Annotated in this window: 21 protein-coding genes and 1 other RNA gene; 3 read left to right on the top strand and 19 right to left on the bottom strand. The window is 37.4% G+C overall.

The window, feature by feature from the left end; all coding sequences use genetic code 11:
- Positions 1-12: 12 nt before the first annotated feature.
- The 6 genes from rnpB to BMZ04_RS22440 form a co-directional block, all read right to left on the bottom strand.
- Positions 13-398: RNase P RNA component class B (gene rnpB / locus BMZ04_RS15295), an RNA gene on the bottom strand.
- 63 nt (positions 399-461) lie between these two features.
- The gene (gene gpsB / locus BMZ04_RS15300; RefSeq protein ID WP_093272862.1) at positions 462-755 is read right to left on the bottom strand and encodes a cell division regulator GpsB; all 294 of its coding nucleotides are present in this window, start codon (positions 753-755) and stop codon (positions 462-464) included.
- 69 nt (positions 756-824) lie between these two features.
- On the bottom strand, positions 825-2,120 hold the full coding sequence (locus BMZ04_RS15305) for a ribonuclease H-like domain-containing protein (protein ID WP_177184464.1): 1,296 nt from the start codon (positions 2,118-2,120) through the stop codon (positions 825-827).
- Positions 2,110-4,389 carry a DEAD/DEAH box helicase gene (locus tag BMZ04_RS15310; RefSeq protein WP_093272870.1) on the bottom strand — a complete coding sequence of 760 codons (2,280 nt, stop codon included), beginning with the start codon at positions 4,387-4,389 and terminating at the stop codon, positions 2,110-2,112. Before BMZ04_RS15310 ends, BMZ04_RS15305 begins: the two co-directional genes overlap by 11 nt.
- Positions 4,376-4,750 (bottom strand): YppE family protein, encoded by a 375-nt coding sequence (locus BMZ04_RS15315; RefSeq protein WP_177184465.1) that lies wholly within the window; start codon positions 4,748-4,750, stop codon positions 4,376-4,378. The genes BMZ04_RS15310 and BMZ04_RS15315 overlap by 14 nt, the downstream gene beginning before the upstream one ends.
- 75 nt (positions 4,751-4,825) lie before the next feature.
- The gene (locus BMZ04_RS22440; protein ID WP_177184466.1) at positions 4,826-4,981 is read right to left on the bottom strand and encodes a hypothetical protein; all 156 of its coding nucleotides are present in this window, start codon (positions 4,979-4,981) and stop codon (positions 4,826-4,828) included.
- A gap of 1,120 nt (positions 4,982-6,101) precedes the next feature.
- Between BMZ04_RS22440 and recU the strand changes: the two genes are divergently transcribed.
- Both recU and BMZ04_RS15325 read left to right on the top strand, forming a co-directional pair.
- The gene (recU, locus tag BMZ04_RS15320; protein WP_093272877.1) at positions 6,102-6,701 is read left to right on the top strand and encodes a Holliday junction resolvase RecU; all 600 of its coding nucleotides are present in this window, start codon (positions 6,102-6,104) and stop codon (positions 6,699-6,701) included.
- 21 nt (positions 6,702-6,722) lie between these two features.
- Complete coding sequence (locus BMZ04_RS15325; protein ID WP_093272882.1) at positions 6,723-9,368, top strand: PBP1A family penicillin-binding protein; 2,646 nt, start codon at positions 6,723-6,725, stop codon at positions 9,366-9,368.
- Between the two features lie 515 nt (positions 9,369-9,883).
- On the opposite strand, the gene BMZ04_RS15330 is transcribed toward BMZ04_RS15325, so the two are convergent.
- From BMZ04_RS15330 to BMZ04_RS15340, 3 genes are read right to left on the bottom strand one after another with little or no spacing between them, the layout of a single operon-like run.
- Positions 9,884-11,188 (bottom strand): cyanophycinase, encoded by a 1,305-nt coding sequence (locus BMZ04_RS15330; RefSeq protein ID WP_093272886.1) that lies wholly within the window; start codon positions 11,186-11,188, stop codon positions 9,884-9,886.
- A 21-nt stretch (positions 11,189-11,209) separates the two neighbouring features.
- On the bottom strand, positions 11,210-12,382 hold the full coding sequence (gene iadA, locus BMZ04_RS15335; protein WP_093272889.1) for a beta-aspartyl-peptidase: 1,173 nt from the start codon (positions 12,380-12,382) through the stop codon (positions 11,210-11,212).
- Between the two features lie 40 nt (positions 12,383-12,422).
- Positions 12,423-13,841, bottom strand: coding sequence for a YfcC family protein (locus BMZ04_RS15340; protein WP_093272892.1), 1,419 nt, complete (start codon positions 13,839-13,841; stop codon positions 12,423-12,425).
- A 180-nt stretch (positions 13,842-14,021) separates the two neighbouring features.
- Between BMZ04_RS15340 and BMZ04_RS15345 the strand changes: the two genes are divergently transcribed.
- Positions 14,022-16,067: a sigma 54-interacting transcriptional regulator gene (locus BMZ04_RS15345; protein ID WP_093272896.1), complete on the top strand. Its 2,046-nt coding sequence runs from the start codon at positions 14,022-14,024 to the stop codon at positions 16,065-16,067.
- Positions 16,068-16,335: 268 nt separating this feature from the next.
- On the opposite strand, the gene BMZ04_RS15350 is transcribed toward BMZ04_RS15345, so the two are convergent.
- The 10 genes from BMZ04_RS15350 to panB all read right to left on the bottom strand — a co-directional run bounded on the left by BMZ04_RS15350 (position 16,336) and on the right by panB (position 25,364).
- Positions 16,336-16,638, bottom strand: coding sequence for a YpoC family protein (locus BMZ04_RS15350; RefSeq protein ID WP_093272901.1), 303 nt, complete (start codon positions 16,636-16,638; stop codon positions 16,336-16,338).
- On the bottom strand, positions 16,625-17,281 hold the full coding sequence (gene nth, locus BMZ04_RS15355; protein WP_093272907.1) for an endonuclease III: 657 nt from the start codon (positions 17,279-17,281) through the stop codon (positions 16,625-16,627). Before nth ends, BMZ04_RS15350 begins: the two co-directional genes overlap by 14 nt.
- Before the next feature lie 11 nt (positions 17,282-17,292).
- On the bottom strand, positions 17,293-18,003 hold the full coding sequence (locus BMZ04_RS15360) for a DnaD domain-containing protein (RefSeq protein ID WP_093272911.1): 711 nt from the start codon (positions 18,001-18,003) through the stop codon (positions 17,293-17,295).
- A gap of 47 nt (positions 18,004-18,050) precedes the next feature.
- Entirely contained in the window at positions 18,051-19,346 is a 1,296-nt protein-coding gene (gene asnS / locus BMZ04_RS15365) for an asparagine--tRNA ligase (protein WP_093273016.1), read from the bottom strand.
- 28 nt (positions 19,347-19,374) lie between these two features.
- Positions 19,375-19,863 carry a cell wall elongation regulator TseB-like domain-containing protein gene (locus tag BMZ04_RS15370; RefSeq protein ID WP_093273019.1) on the bottom strand — a complete coding sequence of 163 codons (489 nt, stop codon included), beginning with the start codon at positions 19,861-19,863 and terminating at the stop codon, positions 19,375-19,377.
- Positions 19,864-19,866: 3 nt separating this feature from the next.
- Positions 19,867-20,037, bottom strand: a complete 171-nt coding sequence (locus BMZ04_RS15375; RefSeq protein ID WP_093273022.1) for a YpmA family protein — start codon at positions 20,035-20,037, stop codon at positions 19,867-19,869.
- A gap of 22 nt (positions 20,038-20,059) precedes the next feature.
- Positions 20,060-22,816: an ATP-dependent DNA helicase DinG gene (gene dinG / locus BMZ04_RS15380; protein WP_177184468.1), complete on the bottom strand. Its 2,757-nt coding sequence runs from the start codon at positions 22,814-22,816 to the stop codon at positions 20,060-20,062.
- Positions 22,817-23,296: 480 nt separating this feature from the next.
- Positions 23,297-23,680, bottom strand: a complete 384-nt coding sequence (gene panD / locus BMZ04_RS15385; RefSeq protein ID WP_093273028.1) for an aspartate 1-decarboxylase — start codon at positions 23,678-23,680, stop codon at positions 23,297-23,299.
- Positions 23,681-23,683: 3 nt separating this feature from the next.
- Positions 23,684-24,529 (bottom strand): pantoate--beta-alanine ligase, encoded by an 846-nt coding sequence (panC, locus tag BMZ04_RS15390; RefSeq protein WP_093273032.1) that lies wholly within the window; start codon positions 24,527-24,529, stop codon positions 23,684-23,686.
- A complete protein-coding gene (panB, locus tag BMZ04_RS15395; protein WP_093273035.1) occupies positions 24,504-25,364 on the bottom strand; it encodes a 3-methyl-2-oxobutanoate hydroxymethyltransferase in 861 nt (286 codons plus the stop codon). The genes panC and panB overlap by 26 nt, the downstream gene beginning before the upstream one ends.
- Positions 25,365-25,438 lie beyond the last annotated feature (74 nt).

Below are 25,438 nucleotides of genomic sequence, written 5' to 3' on the forward strand. Positions count from 1 at the left end.
GCCACTCATACACCCAATAAGCCATGTTTTGTTTCTACGGTACTCAAACGGTGCACTACCTCGTACGATGTAGATGGCAATCATCTATCTACGAAAATTACTTTTCGTTCTTCTATCCGTTCATTTCCTTCAAGAAAATTCCCCTACCATAATTTGGGTTTCTCACTCGTGGGGTTTACCTCGTTCCACCTGTACAGTTTCCTATACAGCATCGTCACTGTGGCACTTTCAGAGATTGTCAGCCATATCCTAAGACTTAGGCCTTCATCCCGCCGTCAGCTAAATTAGCTGCCTTAGTTTATTTTTTCACTAAGCACGAACACTACATTCATCTCAGAATTGTGTGAGCATGGACTTTCCTCTACAATGATCTAGCATTGCAGCGATTGCCCGGATATATAAGTGGTATACCTAGTATATACGATGTGCTCGTCAGATTCAATCGATGTGAATTAATATAATTATTCGTACAATTTACTGCCAAATACGTGTTTTTCTAAATGGGAAAGTCTTTTTAATATATCAAAGTTCGTCGCTCCTGCTTGTGGTGCTGGCGCCGTTCTTTTAGGTGCTTCTGCAAGTTCCTCTTTAAGTTGATTGATCTCTAATTGTAGCTGGGCAATTTTCTTTTCATATGCCTCATAATCTTGAATGATGTCGTCTAAGAAAATATCAACTTCTTCTTGATTGTAGCCTCGTAGGCCCGTTTTAAATTCTTTTTCAAGTATATCTGAAGTCTTTAATTTCATTTCCATATGGTATCTTCCTTCCGTCTGTTTCACTTAACCGTATTATAGCATAATGATGTCGAATAAAGGAGCATTTTAAGACTGGAAAGCTCGCTTTTTGTTAGGTTGTGCGCTTTCCCGGGAAATAGTCAATTTCCGAATTATTCTCGCTTCCCTCTTCTGTAAATCTTCATGCAAACGCAATTGCTGCTTTTCACTGACCACATTAGGCATTTTCGCTAGATACCCCGCGCATTTCCTCGTTATTTCTAAAGCCATCTCTAAATCTTTTTTCTGATGTTCATAAAGTTTTGCTAATTCTATATAAACATCGATACGATATTTCCCAACTATTTCTGTTAAGGATGCTTGAAAAGCTTTTAGACTTTCATCGTATAAGTGCTTTCTTTTCAAGTGTAAACCGACATAATAATAAGCTACACTCACTTCATCGTCTGCAAATCGATCAATAACAAACTTAAACCAATCCTGACTAGTGTCCACCGACTTTAAATCACGAAACCATTTCGCGATATTCGTATACGCGACAGAAGACTCTACTACTTTATCTTCTTTTAATAACTTCACAGATAAAATATATAAAGTTACCAAAGATAAAATATCCCACTCATTATGTGTTAATACTTTCATTAAGTTTGTGGGATCCCCATGTTTCACTGCATCGAAATAAATAATAGGGGCAAGATGACCAGGAATATCATTTTCCCTGACAAAACCTAACTTTTGCTCTTCCAACTGTTTTAACTTAAATCGTTCCAAATCACCTTTCCAAATTCTTTTAGAGGAGTGCATTAAATCAATATGCTTATGTTCTTGTAACGGAGGAATGGTATTTCGGTTCATCGTCCACCTGGATACTAGTTGAGGAAAATCGAAACTTTTCCCATTATACGTAATAATCGACTGTGACGTTTTCCAAAACTCCGAAGCCAACAAAAACGAAGCCTCTTGACCTGGTTCTGCTAGAACTTGCTGCGTTAACAAAAAGCCGTTTTCCACTTTTTTTAACATTCCATTTAAAAAAATGAGTACACCTGTCCCTTTCAATCCTGTTGTTTCTGTATCGTAAAAACAAAAAGGAATACCCGGCGCAAGTGTTAGTGGATGATCAGGATACTTTTCTTGCATAAATGTAATTGCTTCATGCAAATGATGTAGCCCAATGTTTCCATGTATATGCGAATGATCATAAAAAGTTTCTTTCACGAACAAAAAACCTTTATCGTTTTGTATTAGATTTAGACCTGCTGCATTCCATTTCTCCGTATAAAAAGGAAGTGTAGCTACAGGCACTTCCTTTTTAGGCTCTTCTTTTATTGTATTCTTTTTAACGAGACCTTTCATTTGCATCAGTTTTTTTTCATACGACATGCTCATCCACCTGCAATAAATGAAATAATTTTATTACTTCCTTTTTTAAATTTAACTCGGCGTCTTGGGCACCAATACATGCCGGGCATCCATTTGTACATGGGCAAGCCTCTACTTGCTTGGTCACTTTAGGAACTAGAGCATTCCATAGATCAAACATTCTTTCCGATAAACCTATACCACCTGGGTAGCTATCATACATATAAAAAGTTGGTTTCTCCGCATTAATGGATTTTACTTGTGGTACAACATGAATATCTTTTGCATCACAGTGGATAAATAACGGGATAAATGCATGAAGCGCATACGCAACCCCTGTCATGGCATCTGATAATAATGTATCTGTCCAATCATTTGGTTTATCAAAACTAAACCAAGTCGAAGATGTATGCAATTCCAGTGGAGGTAAATGAATTTGCCCAGAGCCGATATTGTCATGCGTATCAAATTTTATCTTTTTGAAAATCGTTGGCTGTGCTAAAACTATAATATCACCGAATCGCAGCATCCCAATATTTGCTTCTTTTTCCTTATCTTCACTTAACACTTTTAACTCTACCGCAATATTGGCATCCGTGAAATAGTCCACATCCACTTCTTTCACAAATGCTTTCTTTTCTTCCCAATCGAGTATTTCAACTTGAAACTGGGTTCCCTGATGTAAGTAAATCGCTTCTTCGTGAAGTAAAGTCATGGCACTATATTGATCCATTTCTCCGATTACTCTCGTTTTCGTTGGTATAGTTTGGTCGATAATGATGACATTTTCTTGTGAAGCAGAGCGCAAGCTAATATTACTTGCAGGAAAGCTTTCGGACATCCAATGCCATTTATCTGAAGTTTTCAATAAAACCCCTTCACTTTCTAAAAAAGCAAGTAATTCTTGAATCGAAAACTCTGCATACGTATCTATCGTTGTAAATGGTAGCTCAAACGCAGCACATTTTAAATGATCCATTAAAATAATCATATTATCGGGATGAATACGCACTTCTTCAGGCGACTGGCCTAAGAAATATTCTGGATGCTTCACAACATATTGATCGAGTGCAGTTGACTGTGCTACGTATATAATAAGCGCTTCGTCTTGTCTTCTACCAGCCCTTCCTGCTTGTTGCCATGCACTTGCAATATTTCCCGGGTAACCCGTCATAATACATGCCTGTAGTTGTCCAATATCGACGCCTAATTCAAGCGCATTTGTACTAACAACCGTTCGTATAACACCGTCTCGTAACCCCTTCTCAATAGTTCTTCTTTCAGAAGGTAAATAACCGCCTCTATAACCACGAATCGTTTGGTCATTAATCTTTTTGCTAACTAAAGCTTGCAAATACGTAACAAGCATTTCTACGCGCACCCTACTTTTAGCAAATACAATCGTTTGAATGCCATTCACATACAATTCCTGTGCTATATCTCGTACTTCTAAAATAGCACTTCGTCGAACATTAAATACCGGATGGACAATCGGAGGATTATAAAAAACAAAATGTTTTTTTCCTGACGGCGCTCCATTTTGGTCGATCAGTTCATGATTTGTATTTGTTAAATTTTCCGCTAACTCTTTCGGATTTTTAATCGTTGCAGATGTGCATATAAATTGAGGATTGCTTCCATAAAATGCACAAATTCTTTTTAATCGTCGAATGACATGTGCCACATGACTTCCAAATACACCTTTATATGTATGAATTTCATCAATCACGATATACTTTAAGTTTTCAAAAAGCGATACCCATTTTGTATGATGAGGAAGTATCCCTGAATGGAGCATATCTGGATTCGTTAAGACGATATGTCCTGACTTACGTACTTTTTGTCTAATACCCGGCTCGGTATCCCCATCATATGTAAAACTTAATATTTCTTCCTCGCTTGCTTTGATTAGATCATTTAAATCACTTTTCTGGTCTTGAGCTAATGCTTTTGTTGGAAATAAATAAATTGCGCGCGAGGTTGGGTCTTCTAAGATCGATTGAAGAACCGGTAGATGGTAACATAGCGACTTTCCGGAGGCGGTTGGGGTAATGGTCGTATAGGATTTCCCTGCTGTTGCAGCATCAAACGCTTGTCGTTGATGGATATATAATTGCTGTACCCCTCGACTTTTTAATGCTTTTTGAATAGATGGATGCATGGTTGTAGGAAAAGGAGCATATATTGCTTCTTTCTCTTTCGTTTCGTGAATATGCTCGATTCTAGAAGCTCGATCCGGATTTACTTTCCAGTCATCTAGCAGTTCCTGTATGCTTTTATTCGCTAGCATGCTCATCCCCTACTTCCTTTATCGCATGAATAATTGTTTCTAATGTATACTTTGATGAATGAATCGATTTTAAAAACCGTTTCTTACTTGTCCCTTTATAATACGATTGCACAATGAATTGCTTCATGGATTCGAGTAAAGAGTCGATTTGACTTGGGTGTACATATTTTGGTCTCTTTACTTGAATCCATGTCCGAACGAGTTTTTCCCATTCAAGCAATACTTCATCTAGTTCGTAGGCATGTGGTTTTACATCCTGAAAAAAATCAGGCTCTTTGTCTTCTTCTCTATAATATTGAAAGCGCAATATGCTTTCATCACATTCTTTTAGTAACTGTTCAGATAAACGCAATAATGACATAATTATCCCCCGCATTCTAGTAATAGTGTACCAAATTATAGCTCATATTACTAGTTGCAAACGAACGTACATTCCTTATAATTGACTTTCGATTTTTTCTAGTTTTCCAAGTAAGCGAAAGGATGATTTACTAAAGTCTTTTTCAAACTGATCTTGTTCATCACTCAGTCGATCTTCAAGTAAAAATTCTAGCAACTCTAATTGGTCAATAATACGTTCAATTTTATTCATTTTTACTACCTCCCTTTTTAGAGTATGTTCCTTCTTTTTTTATAAATTCCTTCCCACTCGACAAACGTTCTTTTCAACGGACAAAACTAGTAGAAAGTCGACAAGTTCTTGCAGGATGATAGATTACAATTATATGTTTCTGTTTGCTTGTAGGAATATTGCGCACCACTCAGATAACGCTAGGATTTCCGCTACAGGGCGGACGCTTTCGGTGCAGAAAACATCTGCTATTCCCGCTGGAGTCGTCGCCCTTCCGCTCCAATCCATTAAGCTTGCCTCACTAATCAGCATCTAAGCTTAATAAAGGCTGAGTTTATAAGATTTATAAGTTCCGCCACGCTACGGCACAAGGTAACCGCTCTATTAAACTGGAGAAGATTGTCCAATAAAAAATGCGCAAATTAATGTACTAATAACGCAATGCGCATAAAACCTAATTAGAAAATGCCATCTCATGACAAGTGGAGTCTATACTATGAAGAAATTTGTCGCGTTTAGCTGTTGGTTTGTCGTTTTCGAGATGTGCTTTGTCGTGTTCAGAGTGTAGTTTGTCGCGTTCGCAGTGGATTATGTCTCGTTCAACCATTTATTGGATTTTATCTCAGGAATATGTGACTCAGATCTATCTATTTAGTAGGACACTACTTGATTGGAGCGAAAGGCAGCGACTCCAGCGGAGGCCAACAGGATGTTGGTCACGAAGGCGCCTGTGCCTACAGGACGTGGGTCATGTAATCGTTGCCGCAGGACGCGGCGAACTTAGATTGCCTTCCATTGGAGGTGGCGCTCTTAGCTTCGTTCCTTTTTAACACTCTGTGGGCATATCACATTCGAACTTTTTTGGTGATGGTTCATCGCTACCCCGCTAAAAAGCGTCCGCCTGTAGCGGAAATCATAGCGGACACCTCATCTTAGAGCTTTTTATTACACACTATCCTTCAGTACTGTGAAAACTTACGCTGCATAATGAAACTAATTTGAATTGCTTTACGTCTAATTATCTTGTGTTGAGCTCATTTGCTAATGCTTGCTGCGTCGATATGAGACACTCGCACTTCGACTGAGGGTGGAGTATTATCATAAAAAAGTGATAAACTAATAGTATAGAGAGGTGAATATCTTGGCTATTCGTTATCCGAACGGGAAACTGTACACGCCCAAAAAGGAAACTGAAACAAAGAAAAGAAAAGATTATTCCTTTAGTAATAGGGGGAAAACTTTAGAAGATGAAATAAGCGATGCAAATGAATACTATCTTGCACACGAGATCGCAGTCATTTATAAAAAACCAATACCGATACAAGTTGTAAAAGTCGATTACCCTAGTAGAAGTAGCGCCGTTATTAAAGAAGCTTACTACCGGACTCCATCTACAACCGATTTTAATGGTGTGTTCGAAGGGAAATATATTGACTTTGAAGCAAAAGAAACGGAAAATAGAACAGCGTTTCCTTTAAAAAATGTCCATCTTCATCAAGTAGAACATATGAGTAAAGTAGCGAAACAACAAGGCGTCAGTTTTTTACTCGTTCGCTTTTCTGCAGTTGACCGTTATTTTTATTTACCTTTCGACCAATTAAAGCAATTTTGGGATAGAATGCTAGCGGGAGGTAGAAAATCTATTGCTTTAGCCGAATTTGAGGAACATGCAATAGAAATAAAGCCCAAATATGCACCAAGAATTGATTATTTAGAAATAGTTAATGACTTACATGCATAAATTGAAAGTGAGGAGAAGTTTATGAGTGAGCAAAAACAAACTCGTGAACAACGAAGAAAGCAATTACAACAACAAAAGAAGAAAAAGACAAATACACCAGCTAAACTCTGGATAAAACGAATATTAATGACAATACTTGCGCTTGGCGTATTAGGTTTAATCGGCGGGGGATCGCTTTTCGCATTTTATGCAAGCTCCGCACCTAAGCTAGATGAGAAATCTTTAAAAGATCCTATTAGCCCAAAACTGTTAGATGCGAATGGCGAGCTATTTGCAACTCTTGGTGCAGAAAATAGAGAGTATATACCTTTTGAGGAAATACCACAACAAATGCATGATGCGATCATCGCTACCGAGGATTCACGTTTTTACGAACACTTTGGCGTGGATTTTTTACGATTAGGTAAAGCTGTACTTGCCAACATCACACATGGTTTTGGCGAACAAGGAGCTAGTACAATTACACAACAAGTAATCAAAAACTCTTTTTTAACAAATGAAAAAACATTAAAACGTAAAGCACAAGAAGCATATTTATCCATTCAATTAGAACGAAAATATGATAAAGAAGAAATCTTTGAAATGTATTTTAATAAAGTACTGATGTCCGGAAGAATTTACGGATACGGAACAGCGGCTAAATATTTTTACGGAAAAGAATTAAAAGACCTAACATTAGATCAGTATGCTGTTCTAGCAGGTATATCGCAACGACCAAATGCATATAATCCGTTTAAAAATCCAGACCTTGCTGAAAAACGAAGAAATACAGTCCTACATTTAATGAATCTGCACGGTAAAATAACAGATGAAGAAATGAAAACCGCACAGGCAATTCCAATAAAGGATGAGTTACTTCCTGAGGAAGAACGTGTAGCAAAACAAAACACAAAATATGATGCATTTATTGACGTAGTTTTGGATGAGTTAGAAAAACATGGAGATGGTGATACCATTTCAGAAGGAATCACCATTCATACAACACTTCAACCAAATGCACAAAAACAAGTCGAAGCAACGTTAAATTCAGATATGTTCCCTACTGAAGATATTCAATCAGCTGTGGCGGTTATTGATACGAAAACAGGAGCAATTGCTGCAATTGGCGGTGGCCGTAATTACGGTGCAGAACGTGGCTTTAACTTCGCATATGATATGAAACTTAGATCACCTGGATCAACTATTAAGCCTTTGATCGGTTATGGTCCAGCTGTTGAATTTTTAAACTGGTCTACTGGTCAAACTCTTGTAGATGAAAAAATGACGTATACTGGTACAGAACAAGTAGTACGTAACTTTGATGGTAAATACAGAGGTGCTATGACGATGCGAGAAGCACTATATAATTCTCGAAACGTTCCTGCTGTCAAAACATTAAAAGAAGTCGGCACCAAAAATGCCAAAGAGTTTATTAATCGTTTTGGAATCGATATAGGTGAAGTATATGAAGGTACTGTATTAGGTGGTACTAGTAAATCGATGTCCCCAATTCAAATGGCTGGTGCATATGCAGCATTTGGTAATGGCGGTATTCATTCAGAACCTTATGCGATTAACAAAATTGTCTATCGAGATGGAAAAACAGAAAAAGATTATCGTCCTAAACCAAAAGCCGTTATGAAAGATTCTACTGCTTATATCGTAACGGACGTATTACGAGATGTATTAACAAAAGGAACGGCTAAAACTGCAGCAGTTAACGGATTAGATATCGCAGGAAAATCAGGTACCTCCAACTATGACTCTAAACAATTTAAAGAATGGGATTTACCAAGTAGTGCATTCCCGGATGTTTGGTTCGCTGGCTATACAACTAACTACTCCATTGCAGTTTGGTCTGGTTACTCAGATATGAAAATACCGATGACAACAAATGAAGAACGTTATTTACCACAAACGATTTTCAAAAAAGTAATGGCGAATATTTCAGAAGGCATGACAACAGAGAGATTTAGTAAACCAAATTCTGTAGTGGAAGCGACAATTGAAAAAGGTACAAACCCGCTTAAATTAGCAAGTGAATATACGCCAGATGAATTAAAAAGAACCGAGTTATTTGTAAAAGGGACAGAACCAACCACTGTTTCAGAGCAATACGAACAATTAGAGCTAAATGCTCCAACCAATTTATCAGTCGATTTTGATGAACTTACACTTTCCGCAACATTAATGTGGGACTTCGAACAGCAGAAAGATGTAGAACAAGAAGTACAATTTGAAGTATCCGTGGCAATTGATAATGGTCCTTCAGAAATCCTGCAAACAACTAATCAAACAGGGCTGATTGTACAAAGTCTCATCCCAGGAAGTACGTATGTATTCTCCGTAACAGCAGTTTCTGGTGAAGTAAGAAGTGAACCTGCTTCCGTTTCACTCACATTAGAAGGAATCGTCGAAGAAGAATTGGAAGAAGAAGTACCTCCTGTTGAAACCGATGAAAATGAAAATTCCGGCGATTGGAATAATAATGGAAACGGAAATAACAACAACGGGAATGGAAATAATAATGGAAATGGCAATGGCAACAATAATGGAAATGGTTACGGGAATGGAAATAACGGTGGAAATGAAAACACTGACAATCCCAATGAAGAAGTAAATCCGGATGACTATACAAATCCGGATGGAACTAGCGGTGAGAAAGAAAATTCGGAATCAAATCCATAATATCGAAAAAAAGAGCAATCCGACGTTGGATTGCTCTTTTTTTATGGAGAGTAGAACGAAATATCATGAATATATCTTGCAGATTTAGTAGTTGGTTGCTTTGATGTGGGGATAGGTTGCTTTTATGGGAAAACTGGTTGCTCGTCCGAGGAATTGGTTGCTCTTATAGATAAACTGGTTACTCTGTCAAGTGGATTGGTTGCTCTATGCCATATATTCACTATTCAACTCGCTATTCCGGCTTTGTTTCATTAAGCTAAGTCCTCATTTGAGAAATGGTTGCTCTCGCTTGGAGATTGGTTGTTTTCATAGGTAAACTGGTTGCCGTTAAAAGCAGACTAGTTGCTCTCGAGCCGAATCTGGTTGCCTTCACCGCGGAAACGGTTGCCCTTATCCATTTTATTACAACATCAAAAAAGAATGAGCGCATCGTTCATTCTTTTTGATGATCTATTATTCTGTGCTTGAAGGCGGTCTATTTTTAATCCATGTATACGGATTAGGGTTCTAATACTCTATTTATCTATTTGAATCTTAATTGAAATTGGTTCAACATCCATTTGAACATTTAATGCAGCATAAGATCCGACTTGATCAATTCTTCCCCAGAATCCTTCTGTTGTATTTGTTTTTCTAAATGTAAATTTAAATCCATTTCCTTTTTTATCATCATCCATGTCAAACCATAACGCTTCTGCTTTAGTTGCTTCATTATCAATTAAATCTTCCGTTAGAACTGTTTTCAATTTTTGCTTTCCGAAGATATCCATTGCAATTGGATTTTTACTATAATATTCGATTCCTTTGGTCGTTTTATGAAGCTTATTCAACGTAAAAGTTCCATCCTTAACATTGAAACGATCCCCTTTTTCCAAATAATGCATTGTTACATTATTAATTGCAAAGCGTTTCCCTTTCGGTACTGACGACCCTTGCAGATCAACAATTAATAAACCACTTGCACCAATGACTTCAATATTGTCGTCTACTCCTGTATAAACCATTGCCGAATTTTCATCAATTCCAAATCCATATCGTGTTTTGTTGTATTGTGTTGCGACAAGCAAACGACCAAATCGTCCGCGTTCTAGAAAATGCTGGTCTACAATCCCATGAGTGAAAAACCCTAAACCTGTCGCGAGAAAAAGTTTATCATCACCAGTGTCCTGATCAAAGTTCTTAAGAATATGAACTCCATCAGTTAAGGCTCCTACGCTCGTTCCTGAAGCAATCATAGGGTTACTCATAACTGCAGCCCCAGCACTTGTTCCACCAAGAACCGCCCCGTTTTCATATATTTTTCTAATTGCTTTTAATACGACTGTATCTTTCCCATCAGCCGTCACTAGTGTTTTAATATGACGTAATTGGTCACCGCCGACAAACCAAATCGCATCAAATTCTTCTAATTTTTTCGCAATTTCAATATTGTTTCCGTTATCCTTCCAAGTCGACTCGTTAACTTCCTTTGTCAAAGGGTCATCGATTAATGCAATTGGCGCCGTATAGATATTATCTACCGGGACGCCGTAGCGGACAAAATCTTCTTTATATCCATCAGCACTTTCAATCGGAACAGCGCTTGCAGCAGGGATTATCGCAATCTTTACGTCCTTTAATGCTTTCCCATTGTATTCTTGAGCCAAGGTTAAGAACTTTTTGTAAACTGCCTCATTATCCGAACTTAAAGCACCACCTACAATAACGAGAGAACCGGCAGTCTTTGACAAACTGTTTTGACTTGCTTCTGCTTGAAATGAAAACATGTTTGTGGCAATCATCGTTAATACAAGAACAAAAATAAATGATAATTTTCTCAACTTTAACCCCTCCAATTTTTCTTATTCAAATGTCCCTTTTACAATTGACACTTTATTTTGTACCATCAACTGCCCCTTAGCTATGACACTATCAATTTCAAGTGTCCTTTTGTCTAGTAGGACAATATCAGCATCTGTTCCTTCCTGAATACTACCTTTATTTGGAAGCTTTAGCACTTTAGCAGGGTTTAACGTTATGACTTGTAATGCCACTTCTAATGAAATTCCTTCTTCTAGGATAGCGTCTCTTACCTCTTTATATAAAGAAGAAACAGATCCCACTTGAAGTCCAATTAACTCGCCGTTTCGGTTAAATGTAGGCAAACTTCCTTGGCCATCAGAGGAAAACGTAATCTTTTCGATCGACACTCCTTTATCAAGCATCCTCTTCAATCCCGTACTGGATTTTACTTCTCCTTCCTCTAAAAATTCCGGAACAGTACTCGTAGTTAAATCAACGTAGCCTCCATTCAAGGCATATTGAATTCCGGCAGTAAATAATTCCTCGGTTCGATTTATATGAGTCGGATGAAAATGAGAAATAGGAATATTGGTTTTATTGACAACTTCCTCTAGTAATGAAAGCTTTTCTTCTCCATCACCGACATGTATTTCCACCAGTCCAGCTTTTCCTGATATAATCCCTCCGTTTCGTGCTGCAGAAGCAATTTTTGCAATTTCACTAAACGTTGGTTCAGACGATCGATGGTCAGATATCGCAATTTCCCCAACCCCGATTATTTTGTCAATAAAAATAATATCTTCTTGGATCTGATTTGTTAATGTTCTTACCGGCAACTGATACGAACCTGAATGTATATAACATGTTACACCTTCTTCTTCTAAGCCCCGCGCTTTTGCGAGCAGACTTTCCATTCGTCGTGTCGTTCCATCTGTTCCAAGAAGTCCAATAACTGTAGTAATGCCCGCAGTTGTTAAACTAGTTAAGGTCAATTCAGGAGTTCGAGTCTTGAATCCACCTTCCCCACCTCCGCCAATGATATGAACATGGGCATCGATAAAACCAGGGACAACCAGCTTTTCAGAAGCATCAATCACCTTAATCGGAACAAAGTTTTGCGGATGTTCAATGATCTCTTTAACATAGCCGATTTTACTATCAACAATTAAAATATCTTTCTTTCCTAAATAATGAGGTGCGTACACTTCACCATTTTTAATCAAAGTCAACACAAATTTTCTCCTCCTTGGTTACTCAATCGATGTTTATTTGCTAAAAAGGACCGTAATTTATTGCATGAGCAACAACAACAGCAATTAAACCAATCACAAATTGGATAATGACTAGCGGAAAAACCCATTTTGCCCATTTCGTCCAAGGAATCCCTGCAATAGCTAAACCAGCCATTAATGTACCGGCTGTAGGGAAAATAATATTTCCAATCCCGTCGGCAAATGAGAATGATAAAACAGCCGTCTGTCTAGTAATATCAAGCAAATCAGCTAGTGGCGTCATAATTGGCATTGTTAACATTGCATGACCACTTCCTGAGGCTAAAATGAAATGAATCACCGTTTGGAAGCCATACATACCGATTACACTAATCGTTCCTGGTACATGTTTAATCGCTTCTGATACTCCATGAAGCATAGGGTCGACAATATGTCCTTGACTTAATACGACCAATGTCGCTCTCGATACACCGATAATTAAAGCGCCTGCTATTAGTGCAGCGGAGCCACTCATAAAGTTTTTCACTATATTGTCAATAGAGAGTTTCCCAACAATCCCAACAACAATCGTTAAAATCATAAATAAGGCAGCAATCTCGGAAAGATACCATTCGAATTTAATGACACCATATGCCAAAACAACATAGTTTAATAAAAATGCTCCAAGAATAAGCTTATGTTTGGTGGAAAGATTTATATTGGATTTCAACAGTTCGTCTGCAGCTGACTTGTCGTAGTTTCCGTAGATACCTAATTCGGGGTTTTTCTTCACCTTCATTGCATGGCGATAGACAAATATAACAGAAACAAGGTATACCACCACAAATAAGACTAAGCGTAGTCCTATTCCTGAGAAAAGTGGCAATTCTGCAATCCCCTGAGCAATCCCTACTGTAAATGGATTCATAACAGCTGTTGTAAAACCTGCAGCTGCACCAAGTAATACAATAGCCATACCTGTAATCGTATCAAACCCAAGGGCTAGTGCCAGCGGGATTAATAGGGGAATATATGCAAGCCCCTCTTCCGCCATCCCCATTAACGATCCCCCTGCAGCAAAGAATAGCATCATGATAGGAATTAATAGCTTTTCTCGTTTTTGCAGTTTTCTAGCCATTGTAGCAATCAATACATCAATTGTACCCGTTGCTTTAAGGACACCAAAAAACCCACCAATGATTAATACAAAGAAAATAATTCCGCTTGCTTCAACCATCCCCTGATGGAGAGCTTTAAACATATCAAATGGATAAACTGGTGAGGATTCAATCCATTTAAAGGAGTCCGCTTCCACAATAGTTCGACCATCCACTTCTACACGATTGTATTCCCCTGCTGGTAAAATGAATGTTAAAATCATGGCTACTACAACAACAAAGAATAATAAAGCAAATGCATTGATTTGAACCGGCTTTCTATTTGGTGTAATTGGTTCAACATTTTTACCCAATTGGCTCATCTTCTCATCTCCCTTTTTAATTTTAAAGCCATACTCTTAATGTAATTGCAATTTTTGTGCCAATGTATAAAACGCGATGAATCTGAAAATTAAATCTATTCGTTCGCTTAATTGGTCTTTTTCGGTTCTTTTTGGTGGTATAATTTAACCTAAAAGAACACCATCAAAAAGGAGATTTCCATGATCAAACAATCGATCACATTAATAGCAGGCAGTACCCAAACAAAACAAGTTTTATATGAGCAGCTTCAACAATTATTGGGAGACTATGTTCACATTACAAGTTTTGCAACAATGAACGGACTTCCAGCTCTATTGACTGCTGATTATTTTCTATTTTCATCTGAGGTTACGAGAATAGAGGCAAATGAGATGTGTCAAATAACAGGAAAAGAAATGATTGTAGGTAAACGAACGGTCCATCATCAATTTATTGATCAGCTTTTAAAAATCCCACAAAATTCTAATGTACTGATTGTTAATGATGATGATTTTGCTACGATTGAGCTAATTGAATCTCTTTATCAGTTGGGTATTGATCATTTTCGATACGTACCATTTAAGAGAGATCAGTTATTTTATAAAAATATCGATATCGCTGTTTCCCCAGGCGAGTCTCATCTTTGTCCTCCATCTATAAAAAATGTGATTGATATTGGCGTCCGTTTGTTCGATATGGCAACTATTTTAAAAGTAGTTGAATACTTCGGATTAGGCGAAAAAATTTCATCATTAATTTCAGAAAGATATATTCGTAATATTATTGATTTACAAAGGGAACTATCCGTTGCAGAACAAAACGCTATACATTTTAGTCAACATATTCAAAATGTTGTAAACACTGTCGATGACGGTATTTTAGCGATTAATCATCAGCAAAAAATCACCGTATTTAATCGTCGTTTAGAAGCCCTTTTTCATTTATCCTTAGATGAGGTTATCCATAAACAGTTAAGTAAGGTTATCGCCCGACAGGACATTATTGACTTTATCCTTCATAGTAATGATGAAAGTAAATTCTTTACGATATATGGTGTGGATCTAGTTATATTCCGACATCAAATGGAAACAGAAAATACAATTGTAGCCACATTTAAAAGCATTAATCAGGCGTTTGAAGTAGAAAAATTGGCACAACAGGAGTTAAAAAACAAGGGATTTTATGCAAAGTATAATTTTGATGATATTGTTGGGGATCATCCACTACTCAAGGATTGTATACAAATAGCCAAAAAACTTGCCCTCTCTGAGCATCCTATCCTAATTCAAGGGGAGACAGGTACGGGGAAAGAATTATTCGCCCACTCAATCCATCTTCATTCAGTGAGAAAAAACGGACCATTTATCGCAATCAACTGCAGCGCTTTAACTGAAAGTTTGCTAGAAAGTGAGTTGTTTGGGTACGAGGAGGGAACTTTTACAGGAGCTCTAAAAGGCGGGAAAAAGGGCTTATTTGAGTTAGCGGAAAATGGAACGATTTTTTTAGATGAGATTGGAGATATTAGTTTAACAGTTCAATCCCATTTATTAAGAGTTCTTCAGGAAAAAGAATTGAGGAGAATAGGTGGAAGAAAAGTAATTCCTATAAATGTCCGGGTAATTGCTGCAACAAATAAAAATATTCAAACTAAATCACAAGAAGGTACGTTCCGTTCTGATTTGTTTTACCGTTTAAACGTTCTTACACTTTCTGTGCCCCCTCTTAGAAAGCGGAAAATGGATATACCTTTACTTGTAAAATACTTTATTACAAAAAGCGGTAAGTGGGTTAAGGTCGAAGAAGAAGTCCTAGAAATGCTTCGGAAACAAGAATGGTTTGGTAATATTAGGGAATTAAAAAGTGTGATTGATTATATGCTCACTATCTGCGATGGGGACATAATTGGATTAAAGGACATTCCTCATGACCGCTTTCAAAAAGAAGGTATCCAGGATATCATAACAAGTTTTCCAATTCCTAAGGATCTATTAGAAATGAATGACTATCTATTCCTGTTAGAAACTATTAAGCAATGTAATAATAATGGCAAGCCTGCAAGTAGGCAACTTATCTCAATTATTAGTGAAAAAAATGGGCATTATCTTTCTCCACAGCAGGTTCGACGAAGATTGGATTCATTAGAAATAGAAGGTTTCATTACAAAAGGAAGAGGCAGAACTGGTACAAGAATTACCTCAAAAGGGGTGGATTATTTACATTTTATCGCAGATATTGCAGGAACTTAAGTCCATTCTAAAACCAAGTTCCTCATAAAGTTTAATTATTATATTTTTAAATTTCTAAAAATCAAACAACAGGCAGAAGGATCGGGATACCGCCAGCCCGTTCTTCTGCCCGGTGGTAATCATGATGAATATAAAGACCTTCAATGTTTACAGAGTTCACTGTTTCAAATTTTGATAATAAAAAAAGAAGGACATTAAATTAAACGTCCTTCATTAGCAATTTTACATATTAAAGCTAGCCGACAATAAATAGAAAACTCAATCTCAACTATTTATTATCCATAATTCTTTTCACCGCAATTTTCTTTTTAGTTTCTTTGAATAACTCTTCAAGTTGACGGAAAGAAGTATAGTTATGAGTATTCTTTTTAATAAATTCCAAACGCTCCGAAAAATTAATTGGTTTAGCCTCTTCCGCATCTTCTAAAATTTGAGTCAATAGCTGAATACTATGCTCCATCATATTGTGTCGGGATTCATCTTCAATTCTAAAAAGCATTCCTAACTTCTCTTTTAATTGATCCCACTCAGCAAATTCGCTTCCGACATCGATGAAATTATCGTTTGACAACTTTACTCATCCTTTTCTTTCCTTCTCGGCATACACCCAATAATGGACATTCAGGGCAATTTGGATTTTGTGCTTTACAGTGATAGCGACCAAAGAAAATAAGCTGGTGATGCGTTTTGGACCATAAGTCAATTGGTGTTTTTTTCATAATTGTTTCTTCTACTTGTAGCACAGAATCTTTCCATCTACATAGCCCTAATCGTTTTGTTACACGTTCTACATGCGTATCCACTGCAATTGCAGGAATATCAAAAGCAACTGATACGACGACATTTGCTGTTTTACGACCGACACCAGGAAAAGTTGTCAGCAAGTCTCTATTTGCAGGAACTTCTCCGTCATATATGTCGATCAGCTGTTGACTTAATGCCTGAATATTTTTGGCTTTATTGCGATACAACCCAATCGAACGGATATCATTTTGTAATTCTTCGATTGGGACGGCTAAATAATCTTCTGGCTTTGTATATTTTTGAAATAAGTTTTTTGTTACTTTGTTCACTAGTACATCTGTGCATTGAGCTGACAATAATGTTGCAACTAACAACTCAAATGGATTTTTATGAACGAGTTCACAATGTGCATCTGGGAACATTCGCTCCATCTCATCTAGGCAATAATGCCATTGTACTTTCGTAAGCAAAATTCTTCCACCTACTCTCTCTCTTCTAACCAGTTATAAAATGATACTTTTGTAGAACTTGGGGATTGTTCTGCTTGTTTTTGAACTGGAATTTGCTGTCTGAATTGAGCTGTCTGATTTTCGGCTGCTTCTACGGTTTTAATATTTTTCTTTTTCCATTCAAATAAAATACGGTCTATATAGCGTAAGCTAAGCTTTTGAGCTAACACAGCTTCTTTTAATGCTAATCGAATTAAAGAAGCTGAGTGTTTATCTTGATCGAACCACATGCCTATTGTTTCGTATTCCATAGGTGATAATAGCCTGCCAAATTCTTGTTCAAACAGTTTATATATTACGCCTTCTTCTTCTTTTTCTTGCTCGTCTTCGACACGATTTTCTTCTTGTTCCACATGATCTAGTAAAAGCTCCCATAAATGATGGAAAGCATAATACTCATAATGAACGCCATCGGCATCCATATGTTGATCGATTTGGATAAGCCTTTTTTGTACGAGGCGCTGTAAGATAGTGACTACTTTATGTTCATTGAAATGTGTACGATCTGCCAGATTTTGTGGCGTTGGAAAATGATTTCCTGCTTCTCCAAAAGCGATTAAATGCAATAATAGAATCGCTTCTTCATCTTTAACATTTATCGCTTTATAATGACTAAAAAAAAGCTGGGAAATGGTTACATTTCCCTGCTCAGTCCAAATACGGAGTCGATCTCGCTTTTGCATACTCATCGTCTCCTTTTTTTCTATGTTGCAATATGATTGATCATTTATTACGGATATAAACGGTTTAACAGACGTGGGAATGGAATCGTCTCACGGATATGCTCCACTCCACTTAGCCATGCTACTGTACGCTCTAAACCTAGACCAAAACCGGAATGCGGCACAGAACCTTGCTTGCGAAGCTCTAAATACCAAGCATAAGCAGATTCATCCAATCCATGCTCTTCTATACGTTGTTTCAAAAGGTCATAGTCCCAAATACGTTCTGAACCACCGATAATTTCACCATAACCTTCTGGTGCGATTAAGTCTGCACATAATACAACATCATCTCTTGTCGGATGCGGTTGCATATAGAATGGTTTAATCCCTACTGGATAATGCGTGATGAATACTGGTTTATCAAAACTTTCAGCAATTGCCGTTTCATGTGGTGCGCCAAAGTCATCTCCCCACACTATATCATTAAACCCTTTTTCATGTAATAACTTGATTGCATCATCATAAGTAATACGAGGGAATGGAGCTTGAATATTTTCCAATTTCGATACATCGCGACCAAGACGTTCTAACTCTAATGTACAGTTTTTCAAAACAGCTTGGGCGATAAATGCTACATATTGTTCTTGTATTTCTAAGTTTTCTTCCAGTTCACAAAAAGCCATTTCCTGTTCAATCATCCAGAACTCGATTAAATGACGACGTGTTTTTGATTTTTCTGCACGGAAAGTCGGTCCGAATGAAAATACTTTTCCAAGTGCCATTGCTGAAGCTTCTAAATATAATTGGCCAGATTGAGAAAGATATGCATCTTCGTCAAAATATTTAGTATGGAATAATTCAGAGGTACCTTCAGGTGAAGACCCTGTTAAAATAGGCGGATCCGCTTTAACGTAACCATTATTATTGAAAAACTCATATGTTGAACGAATAATTTCGTTACGAATTTTCATAACTGCATGCTGTTTTCTTGAACGCAACCATAAATGACGGTTGTCCATTAAAAACTCTGTTCCATGCTCTTTTGGAGTAATCGGATAATCGACAGCAGCTTGGATGACTTCAATTTCTTTTACTTGTAATTCATATCCAAATGCAGATCTTTCATCTTTCGTTACTTCTCCAATTATATACATAGAAGTTTCTTGTGTTAACCCTTTTGCTTTTTGGAAAATATCTTCTCCGACTTCTTCTTTTACTACTACACCTTGTACGAAGCCCGAACCATCACGTAATTGTAAAAATGCTATTTTACCGCTTGAACGTTTGTTAGCAAGCCAAGCACCAAGTTTAACTGTTTCGCCTACATAATTTGCCATGTCTTTAATCATTATTTTTTTCATAGTTTCCTCCATAAGATCAAAAGTTTAGTTATAAATTCGAAATTTTCTTCCACCAATCTCCATTATCAAATAAGAGATATACATAATTGAGATTGTTTTTTTCGTTTACATAGGTTACTTCCCAAACAGGACCAACTTCTTCTACGCCGAGTTTTGCATGCAATAATTTACCATTTTGTTCAATACTCATGGCAAGTTCAATTGCCTTCTCTTTCGAAATGCCGTCTTTTAAATTTACTTCCATTATAGCGTCATCGGTTTTTTTCGCTGGGACAAAAAATGCTTTTTCTTCTCCCTTTGCTGTTTTGCCGATAACGGTATGGAATGTACTCGTACTATTATATACATAAGAGTCGTCTACTTGAGCGAGTAAATGGTTTTTCGTTACATATATTTCCGCGTTTTCATTCGCTTCTGCAAATGGTCCTTTTGCTTGGAAATAAATAAGTAAACTAAGAATAACCGTTAAGCTAATTGCAAAAATAACGATAAATAGGAGCCATCTTTTAAGTACCATACGCTATGTCCTATAAATTGTAAAAACGCACTTTTCTTGATCTTCTTTATCAAGTGCTAAGCCAAACATCAAATCTTGCTGTTTTAATGTTCGATTTAATGCATCCACTAGTTTATATAAGTCCGATTGATAATTGACTGTGACAGTGGATAGCACTTCTATTTTGTTTTCCATATTTCTACCCGCTTTCTAAAACTCATCCTTCATTAGTATACCAATTTTCAAGCTCTAAGACCATATTTTCTAGGGTCACTTTCTTAATAGGAATATTAGGAATTGCCTGTAAAAAGTCACTCCCATATGACTTCGTTTCTATTCTTCTATCCAACACGATAAAAACACCTTTATCATTTGATGATCGTATTAAACGACCGAACCCTTGTCTAAAACGCAACACAGCTTCCGGTAGGGAATACGCAGTAAACGGATTTTGACCGTTAACGCTTAGTAATTCTGCACGTTTTTTATATAAAGGATCATCTGGTGATGAAAATGGCAGACGAACCATAATAATAACCGACAGTGCATCCCCTGGAACGTCTACCCCTTCCCAAAAACTGTTCGTTCCAAATAAAACAGATTTCGAGAAACGTTGAAATGACTTTAATAGACGCATTCTACTTCCTGAAGTCATCCCTTGAGCAAATAACATATAGTCTTCCAGTAAATTTGTATCTTGTATGATCTCTACTGTTTTCCTTAACATATCTTGGGATGTAAATAGAACAAAGCATCTACCTTCTGTTATAAGTACAGTTTGAACAATCGCTTCTGCCACTGCTTCAATATAATCACTTTGAGACACTTGCTTAATATCTGGCATATCTTCCATGATTAATAGCTCTGCACCATTATAATAGTCATAAGCCGCTCGATATTGATGAATCGGGATACTCGTACTTAACCCTAATTGAGACGTTATAAAATGACGATTAGAAGGCACAGTCAGTGTACCAGAAGTCCAAATAACGGCACCGGATAGCCTTAATGGGTCGACCGCTTCTTTAATATCTTTTTGATAATTTAGCGGTCGTTTAATAATGGTTAAACTACCTGGAATGCTTCTCGTATCAATTTCTAGCCATTTCGCTTCCACTGCTTCATCAATTAAAAAGATTTCATCCCATTCACTTACTTTAATCTCAAGCTCTCTTATCCAATATTCCCATTCGTTCAGTAATACAGTAGCTGGATCATCCAGCTTATTTTTCGCGTAAGTAGCTAATATAGATTTTGCTGATAAAATATACGTTTGCAGCAAAGTAGCAACTTCACGGAAAATGGCTGGGTTCAAGTTTAAATCTTCTAACGTCGCCATTCTTTTTGTACTTTTCGAATGACCCTTTGTAGATGGGATGGAATGAATAATAGACGATATTGCTTGGTCAAATGACTCGACTACGTCTACATATTGTTTTTCCAGTCGAATTCGCAGCGCTAAAGGTATATTTAAAAGTGTAAGTTTGCTGAGCAGTTGGTCTGTATCTAATGTACCAAATTGGCCTAGTACATACTTCCAAGTAGTATATGAGAAAATGCGTTCTTTTCGAGACATACTTGCATGAATGACTTGATGTGCTTCGTCAATGATTGTTACACAGCCATGCGATAATAATTTTTTCTCTCGTTCTCGGTCTGCCATAATCATCGCATGATTCGTTACTAAAATATCGCATTGTTCACTTTTACGTAGCGCTCTTTCATAAAAATCCATTTCCCGCTCTTCCAATATTTTCGAAAGCGATGTTTTTCTAATTTTGTCTACGAATAATTGTCCCCCACCAGAAACATTAAGCTCAGTTAGATCCCCTTCATCCGTAATCGTTAGCCAAACTAACATTTGCATGATGGTAAATGTTTCATCGTACGATTCGTCGTCTAACTGCACATGCTGCCAAAAACGGTACAAATCAATATAATGGTGCATTCCTTTTAGCTTTGCTACACGTATTGAAGTGCCTAAAACACGGTTTAGTTTCGGGATTTCCTCTAGCACTAACTGGTCAATTAAATGGGTCGTATATGTACTAATAATGACGGGCTTTTGGCGACCCAGCCCGTAGATCGTAGCAGGTAATAAATACCCTAATGTCTTGCCAATTCCAGTCTCTGCCTCACAAACCGTCTCTGCTTTTTTTTCTAGCGAATGTTGAATTTCGTCCATAAAAGCAAACTGGCCTTGTCTTTCTTCAAAATGAGTAAGTCCTTTTTGAAATAAGGCCATTTTTAACTCTTTTGTTTTTGGATAAGAAATGGATGTATCAATACCAGCATGCTCTTTTTCAATTTCTTTTAATGGAATCCCCCGGTACATCGGATAGTTAGTTGCATTATATTGTTTTCTTTTTTCCGCTAATACATCAAAAAATATAATAGATAAATTCGATTTTAACTGAAAGGATCTTTTATGTAATAATTCAATTGTTTTTAAAGGCAAACTTTCTAATCGTTCGATGCATTTTAATAATAGATATGCGGTAGCTAACGCATCATCGTCTGCACGATGCGCTACATCTAGCGGGATATGTAATTCGGTTGCGATATCTTGCAATTTATAACTATACAGATTCGGGAACATAAGTTTAGCAAATTCTACTGTGTCCATCGTTTTGCACACAAGTTTTGGAAGCCCTACTCGTTTTAATTCGTTTTGTAAAAAGGGCAGGTCGAAGTGAATATTATGCGCGACAAAAATATGATCTTGCAGTAGATCTAACACGTTCGATCCGATTGTTTCGAACAGTGGTGCATGTTCCACATCTTTATCTTTAATTTTCGTTAGATCTTGTATAAAAAAAGGGATTGGTTTTTCGGGATTGATAAAAGTTGTAAACGTATCCACTATTTTGCTATTTTCAATAAATACAATTGCAAGTTGAATAATACGGTCACCACTCGTCGATGAATGGCCTGTTGTTTCAATATCAACAACTGCATATTTATGATTTTCCATTATTCCTCAACTCGCTATCCATTATGTTCTAGAAAAATTGTACCACATTCCGGAAACAGAAACGAAAAATATGCTAAAAAGAAATACTCGACTTTGGGTAGCCTTTCTTACTTTATAGGGATATCCTTAAACACTATGCGCAATTTAGAAATAATGCGTACTAATCAGTTTCCGCTAGGTTTTCCGCTGCAGGGCGGACGCTTTCCGCGGGCATGGCTTCGGCCTCCTCGTCGCTTACGCTCCTGCGGGGAGATGAGCAATCACAACGGAAGCGCAGCTACGGTGATGGCTCATCGCTCACCCGGCGGAAATCATAGCGGTTACCAAATAGAGCTTTTTAAGACTCATTAACCCTATAAAGTGTCTCTTTATTAAAAGAAGCAAGAAACTTCCCTTGAAAAAACGAAAGAGCTCCCGAAATTGCATCTTCGGGAGCTTACTTAATGAATAGAAGAGTATCTATTCATTTATTTTCCTATATTACATAACTGTCGCTTCTGGTTCATAATGAATAATTTGATTGATTGTGTTATCTTCATTCATAATCGCAACAGTTGGTTGATGTGCTGCGGCTTCTTCGTTCATCACATAAGCATACGATAAAATGATCACAATGTCCCCACGTTGTACGAGACGAGCAGCTGCTCCGTTTACACATATAACACCACTGCCTCTTTCTCCAGCAATTATATATGTTTCAAAACGTGCCCCGTTATTATTGTTCACAATATGCACTTTTTCATTTGGCAGCATGCCTACCGCATCTAAAATATTTTGGTCAATTGTAATACTTCCAACATAATTCAAGTCAGCTTCCGTTACAGTTGCACGGTGAATTTTACTATTTAACATCATTCTTAACATTGCTTACACTTCCTTTATATCTACAAGAATATTATCTATTAAACGAGCTTTTTCATAAAATACGGCGGTCGCAAATAAAAGCTGGTCTGCATGCTCTGAAACTTGTTGCAATAACGGGTATGTTACTACTTCAAAATAATCTATTTTACCAGATGTATGTTCTTCAATATGTGCTTTACCTACCGCGATTGCTTCATCCACATTTTTCGTTTGCTTCCAATTTTCTGTTGCTAGCGTAAGTGCTTTGTATATATGAATAGCCTCTGCTCTTTCCACTTCACTTAAAAACACATTTCGAGAGCTTTTAGCAAGTCCATCCGCTTCACGAACTGTTTGGACACGAACAACTTGTACTGGGAAATTATACGCATGTACAAATGTTTCAACAATGGCTAATTGCTGTGCATCTTTTTGACCAAAATACACTTTTGTTGGCTGAACTAGGTTAAATAACTTCGTGATAACTTTTAACACACCATCGAAATGACCAGGTCTACTCTCTCCGCATAGTTTTGTAGAGAGCTCCCCTACTTGTATCGTAATTCCACTTTCAAATGGATACATTTCTTCTGGCGTAGGGTTAAAAATTAAATCCACACCAGCTTCGGTAGCGATTTTCAAATCGCGCTCGATATCTCGTGGATATCTATCTAAATCCTCATTTGGTCCAAATTGTGCGGGATTGACGAAAATGCTCGCAACGACAAAGTCATTTTCTTTTCTTGCTCTATTTAACAATGCTTGATGACCTTCATGTAAATACCCCATTGTCGGGACAAGGCCTATTGTTTTATTTTTATTTGCTTCGATAATTTGTTTTAACTCATCTATTGTTTGAACTGTTTGCATGGGTAGTTCCTCCGTACAATTGGTTTAGTTGCTCTTCTTTCATTGTAAATGAATGCTCTAAAGCAGGGAAAGCCCCGTTTTTCACTTCATCCACATATCGCTGGATACCTGCTGCTATAGGCTCACCAACATTGGCAAATTCCTTAACAAACTTCGGAATATGATGCGTGCCGTATTTCACTAAATCGTGGAATACTAATACTTGACCGTCCGCTGAAGCTCCTGCTCCTATACCGATTGTCGGAACGATTAGGACTTCCGAAATTTTTTCAGTTAATTGATGCGGAATACATTCCAATACAACTGCGCAAGCACCTGCCAGTTCACACTTTTTGGCGTCTTCTATTAATTTCTCTGCTGCTTCTGCAGTCTTACCTTGCACTTTATATCCTCCGAGCACACCTGCAGATTGTGGTGTTAAGCCAAGATGCGCTACTACTGGGATTCCCGCTGAAGTCAACTTTTCAATAACTAGCAGTACATCGTCCGCACCTTCGACTTTTACCGCCTGTGCCCCTGTTTGTTGCATAATTTTCACGGCATTTGCAAGGGACTGATCCAGTGAACCGTGATACGTACCAAACGGCATGTCCACGACTAAAAATGTATTCAGCGCCCCTCTTCTCGTTGCTTTTCCGTGATGAATCATATCATCCATCGTAACTAGTACAGTAGAATCATATCCTAGCACAACCATCCCAAGCGAATCTCCTACCAATAGCATGTCGATTCCTGCTTCTTCTGCAAATTTAGCAGTTGGGTAATCGTACGCCGTCATCATTGTAATCTTTTCCTCTTTTTTCTTCATTTCTACAAAATTACTCGTCGTTTTCAATTAAATTCCTCCTCTTTTTAAGTGGAGAGAAAACCAACTAAAAAGCCCTTCGTACCAAAAGTGGACGAAAAGGG

This window comes from Psychrobacillus sp. OK032, assembly GCF_900111345.1.
Lineage (GTDB): Bacteria > Bacillota > Bacilli > Bacillales_A > Planococcaceae > Psychrobacillus.

What these genes read in the sequence shown, in the direction of transcription:
- gpsB (WP_093272862.1), bottom strand. Translation starts at nt 755, where the DNA reads ATGGAAATGAAATTAAAGACTTCAGATATACTTGAAAAAGAATTTAAA.
- BMZ04_RS15305 (WP_177184464.1), bottom strand. Translation starts at nt 2,120, where the DNA reads ATGTCGTATGAAAAAAAACTGATGCAAATGAAAGGTCTCGTTAAAAAG.
- BMZ04_RS15310 (WP_093272870.1), bottom strand. Translation starts at nt 4,389, where the DNA reads ATGCTAGCGAATAAAAGCATACAGGAACTGCTAGATGACTGGAAAGTA.
- BMZ04_RS15315 (WP_177184465.1), bottom strand. Translation starts at nt 4,750, where the DNA reads ATGTCATTATTGCGTTTATCTGAACAGTTACTAAAAGAATGTGATGAA.
- BMZ04_RS22440 (WP_177184466.1), bottom strand. Translation starts at nt 4,981, where the DNA reads ATGAATAAAATTGAACGTATTATTGACCAATTAGAGTTGCTAGAATTT.
- BMZ04_RS15325 (WP_093272882.1), top strand. Translation starts at nt 6,723, where the DNA reads ATGAGTGAGCAAAAACAAACTCGTGAACAACGAAGAAAGCAATTACAA.
- BMZ04_RS15340 (WP_093272892.1), bottom strand. Translation starts at nt 13,841, where the DNA reads ATGAGCCAATTGGGTAAAAATGTTGAACCAATTACACCAAATAGAAAG.
- BMZ04_RS15345 (WP_093272896.1), top strand. Translation starts at nt 14,022, where the DNA reads ATGATCAAACAATCGATCACATTAATAGCAGGCAGTACCCAAACAAAA.
- BMZ04_RS15360 (WP_093272911.1), bottom strand. Translation starts at nt 18,003, where the DNA reads ATGCAAAAGCGAGATCGACTCCGTATTTGGACTGAGCAGGGAAATGTA.
- asnS (WP_093273016.1), bottom strand. Translation starts at nt 19,346, where the DNA reads ATGAAAAAAATAATGATTAAAGACATGGCAAATTATGTAGGCGAAACA.
- BMZ04_RS15370 (WP_093273019.1), bottom strand. Translation starts at nt 19,863, where the DNA reads ATGGTACTTAAAAGATGGCTCCTATTTATCGTTATTTTTGCAATTAGC.
- BMZ04_RS15375 (WP_093273022.1), bottom strand. Translation starts at nt 20,037, where the DNA reads ATGGAAAACAAAATAGAAGTGCTATCCACTGTCACAGTCAATTATCAA.
- dinG (WP_177184468.1), bottom strand. Translation starts at nt 22,816, where the DNA reads ATGGAAAATCATAAATATGCAGTTGTTGATATTGAAACAACAGGCCAT.
- panD (WP_093273028.1), bottom strand. Translation starts at nt 23,680, where the DNA reads ATGTTAAGAATGATGTTAAATAGTAAAATTCACCGTGCAACTGTAACG.
- panC (WP_093273032.1), bottom strand. Translation starts at nt 24,529, where the DNA reads ATGCAAACAGTTCAAACAATAGATGAGTTAAAACAAATTATCGAAGCA.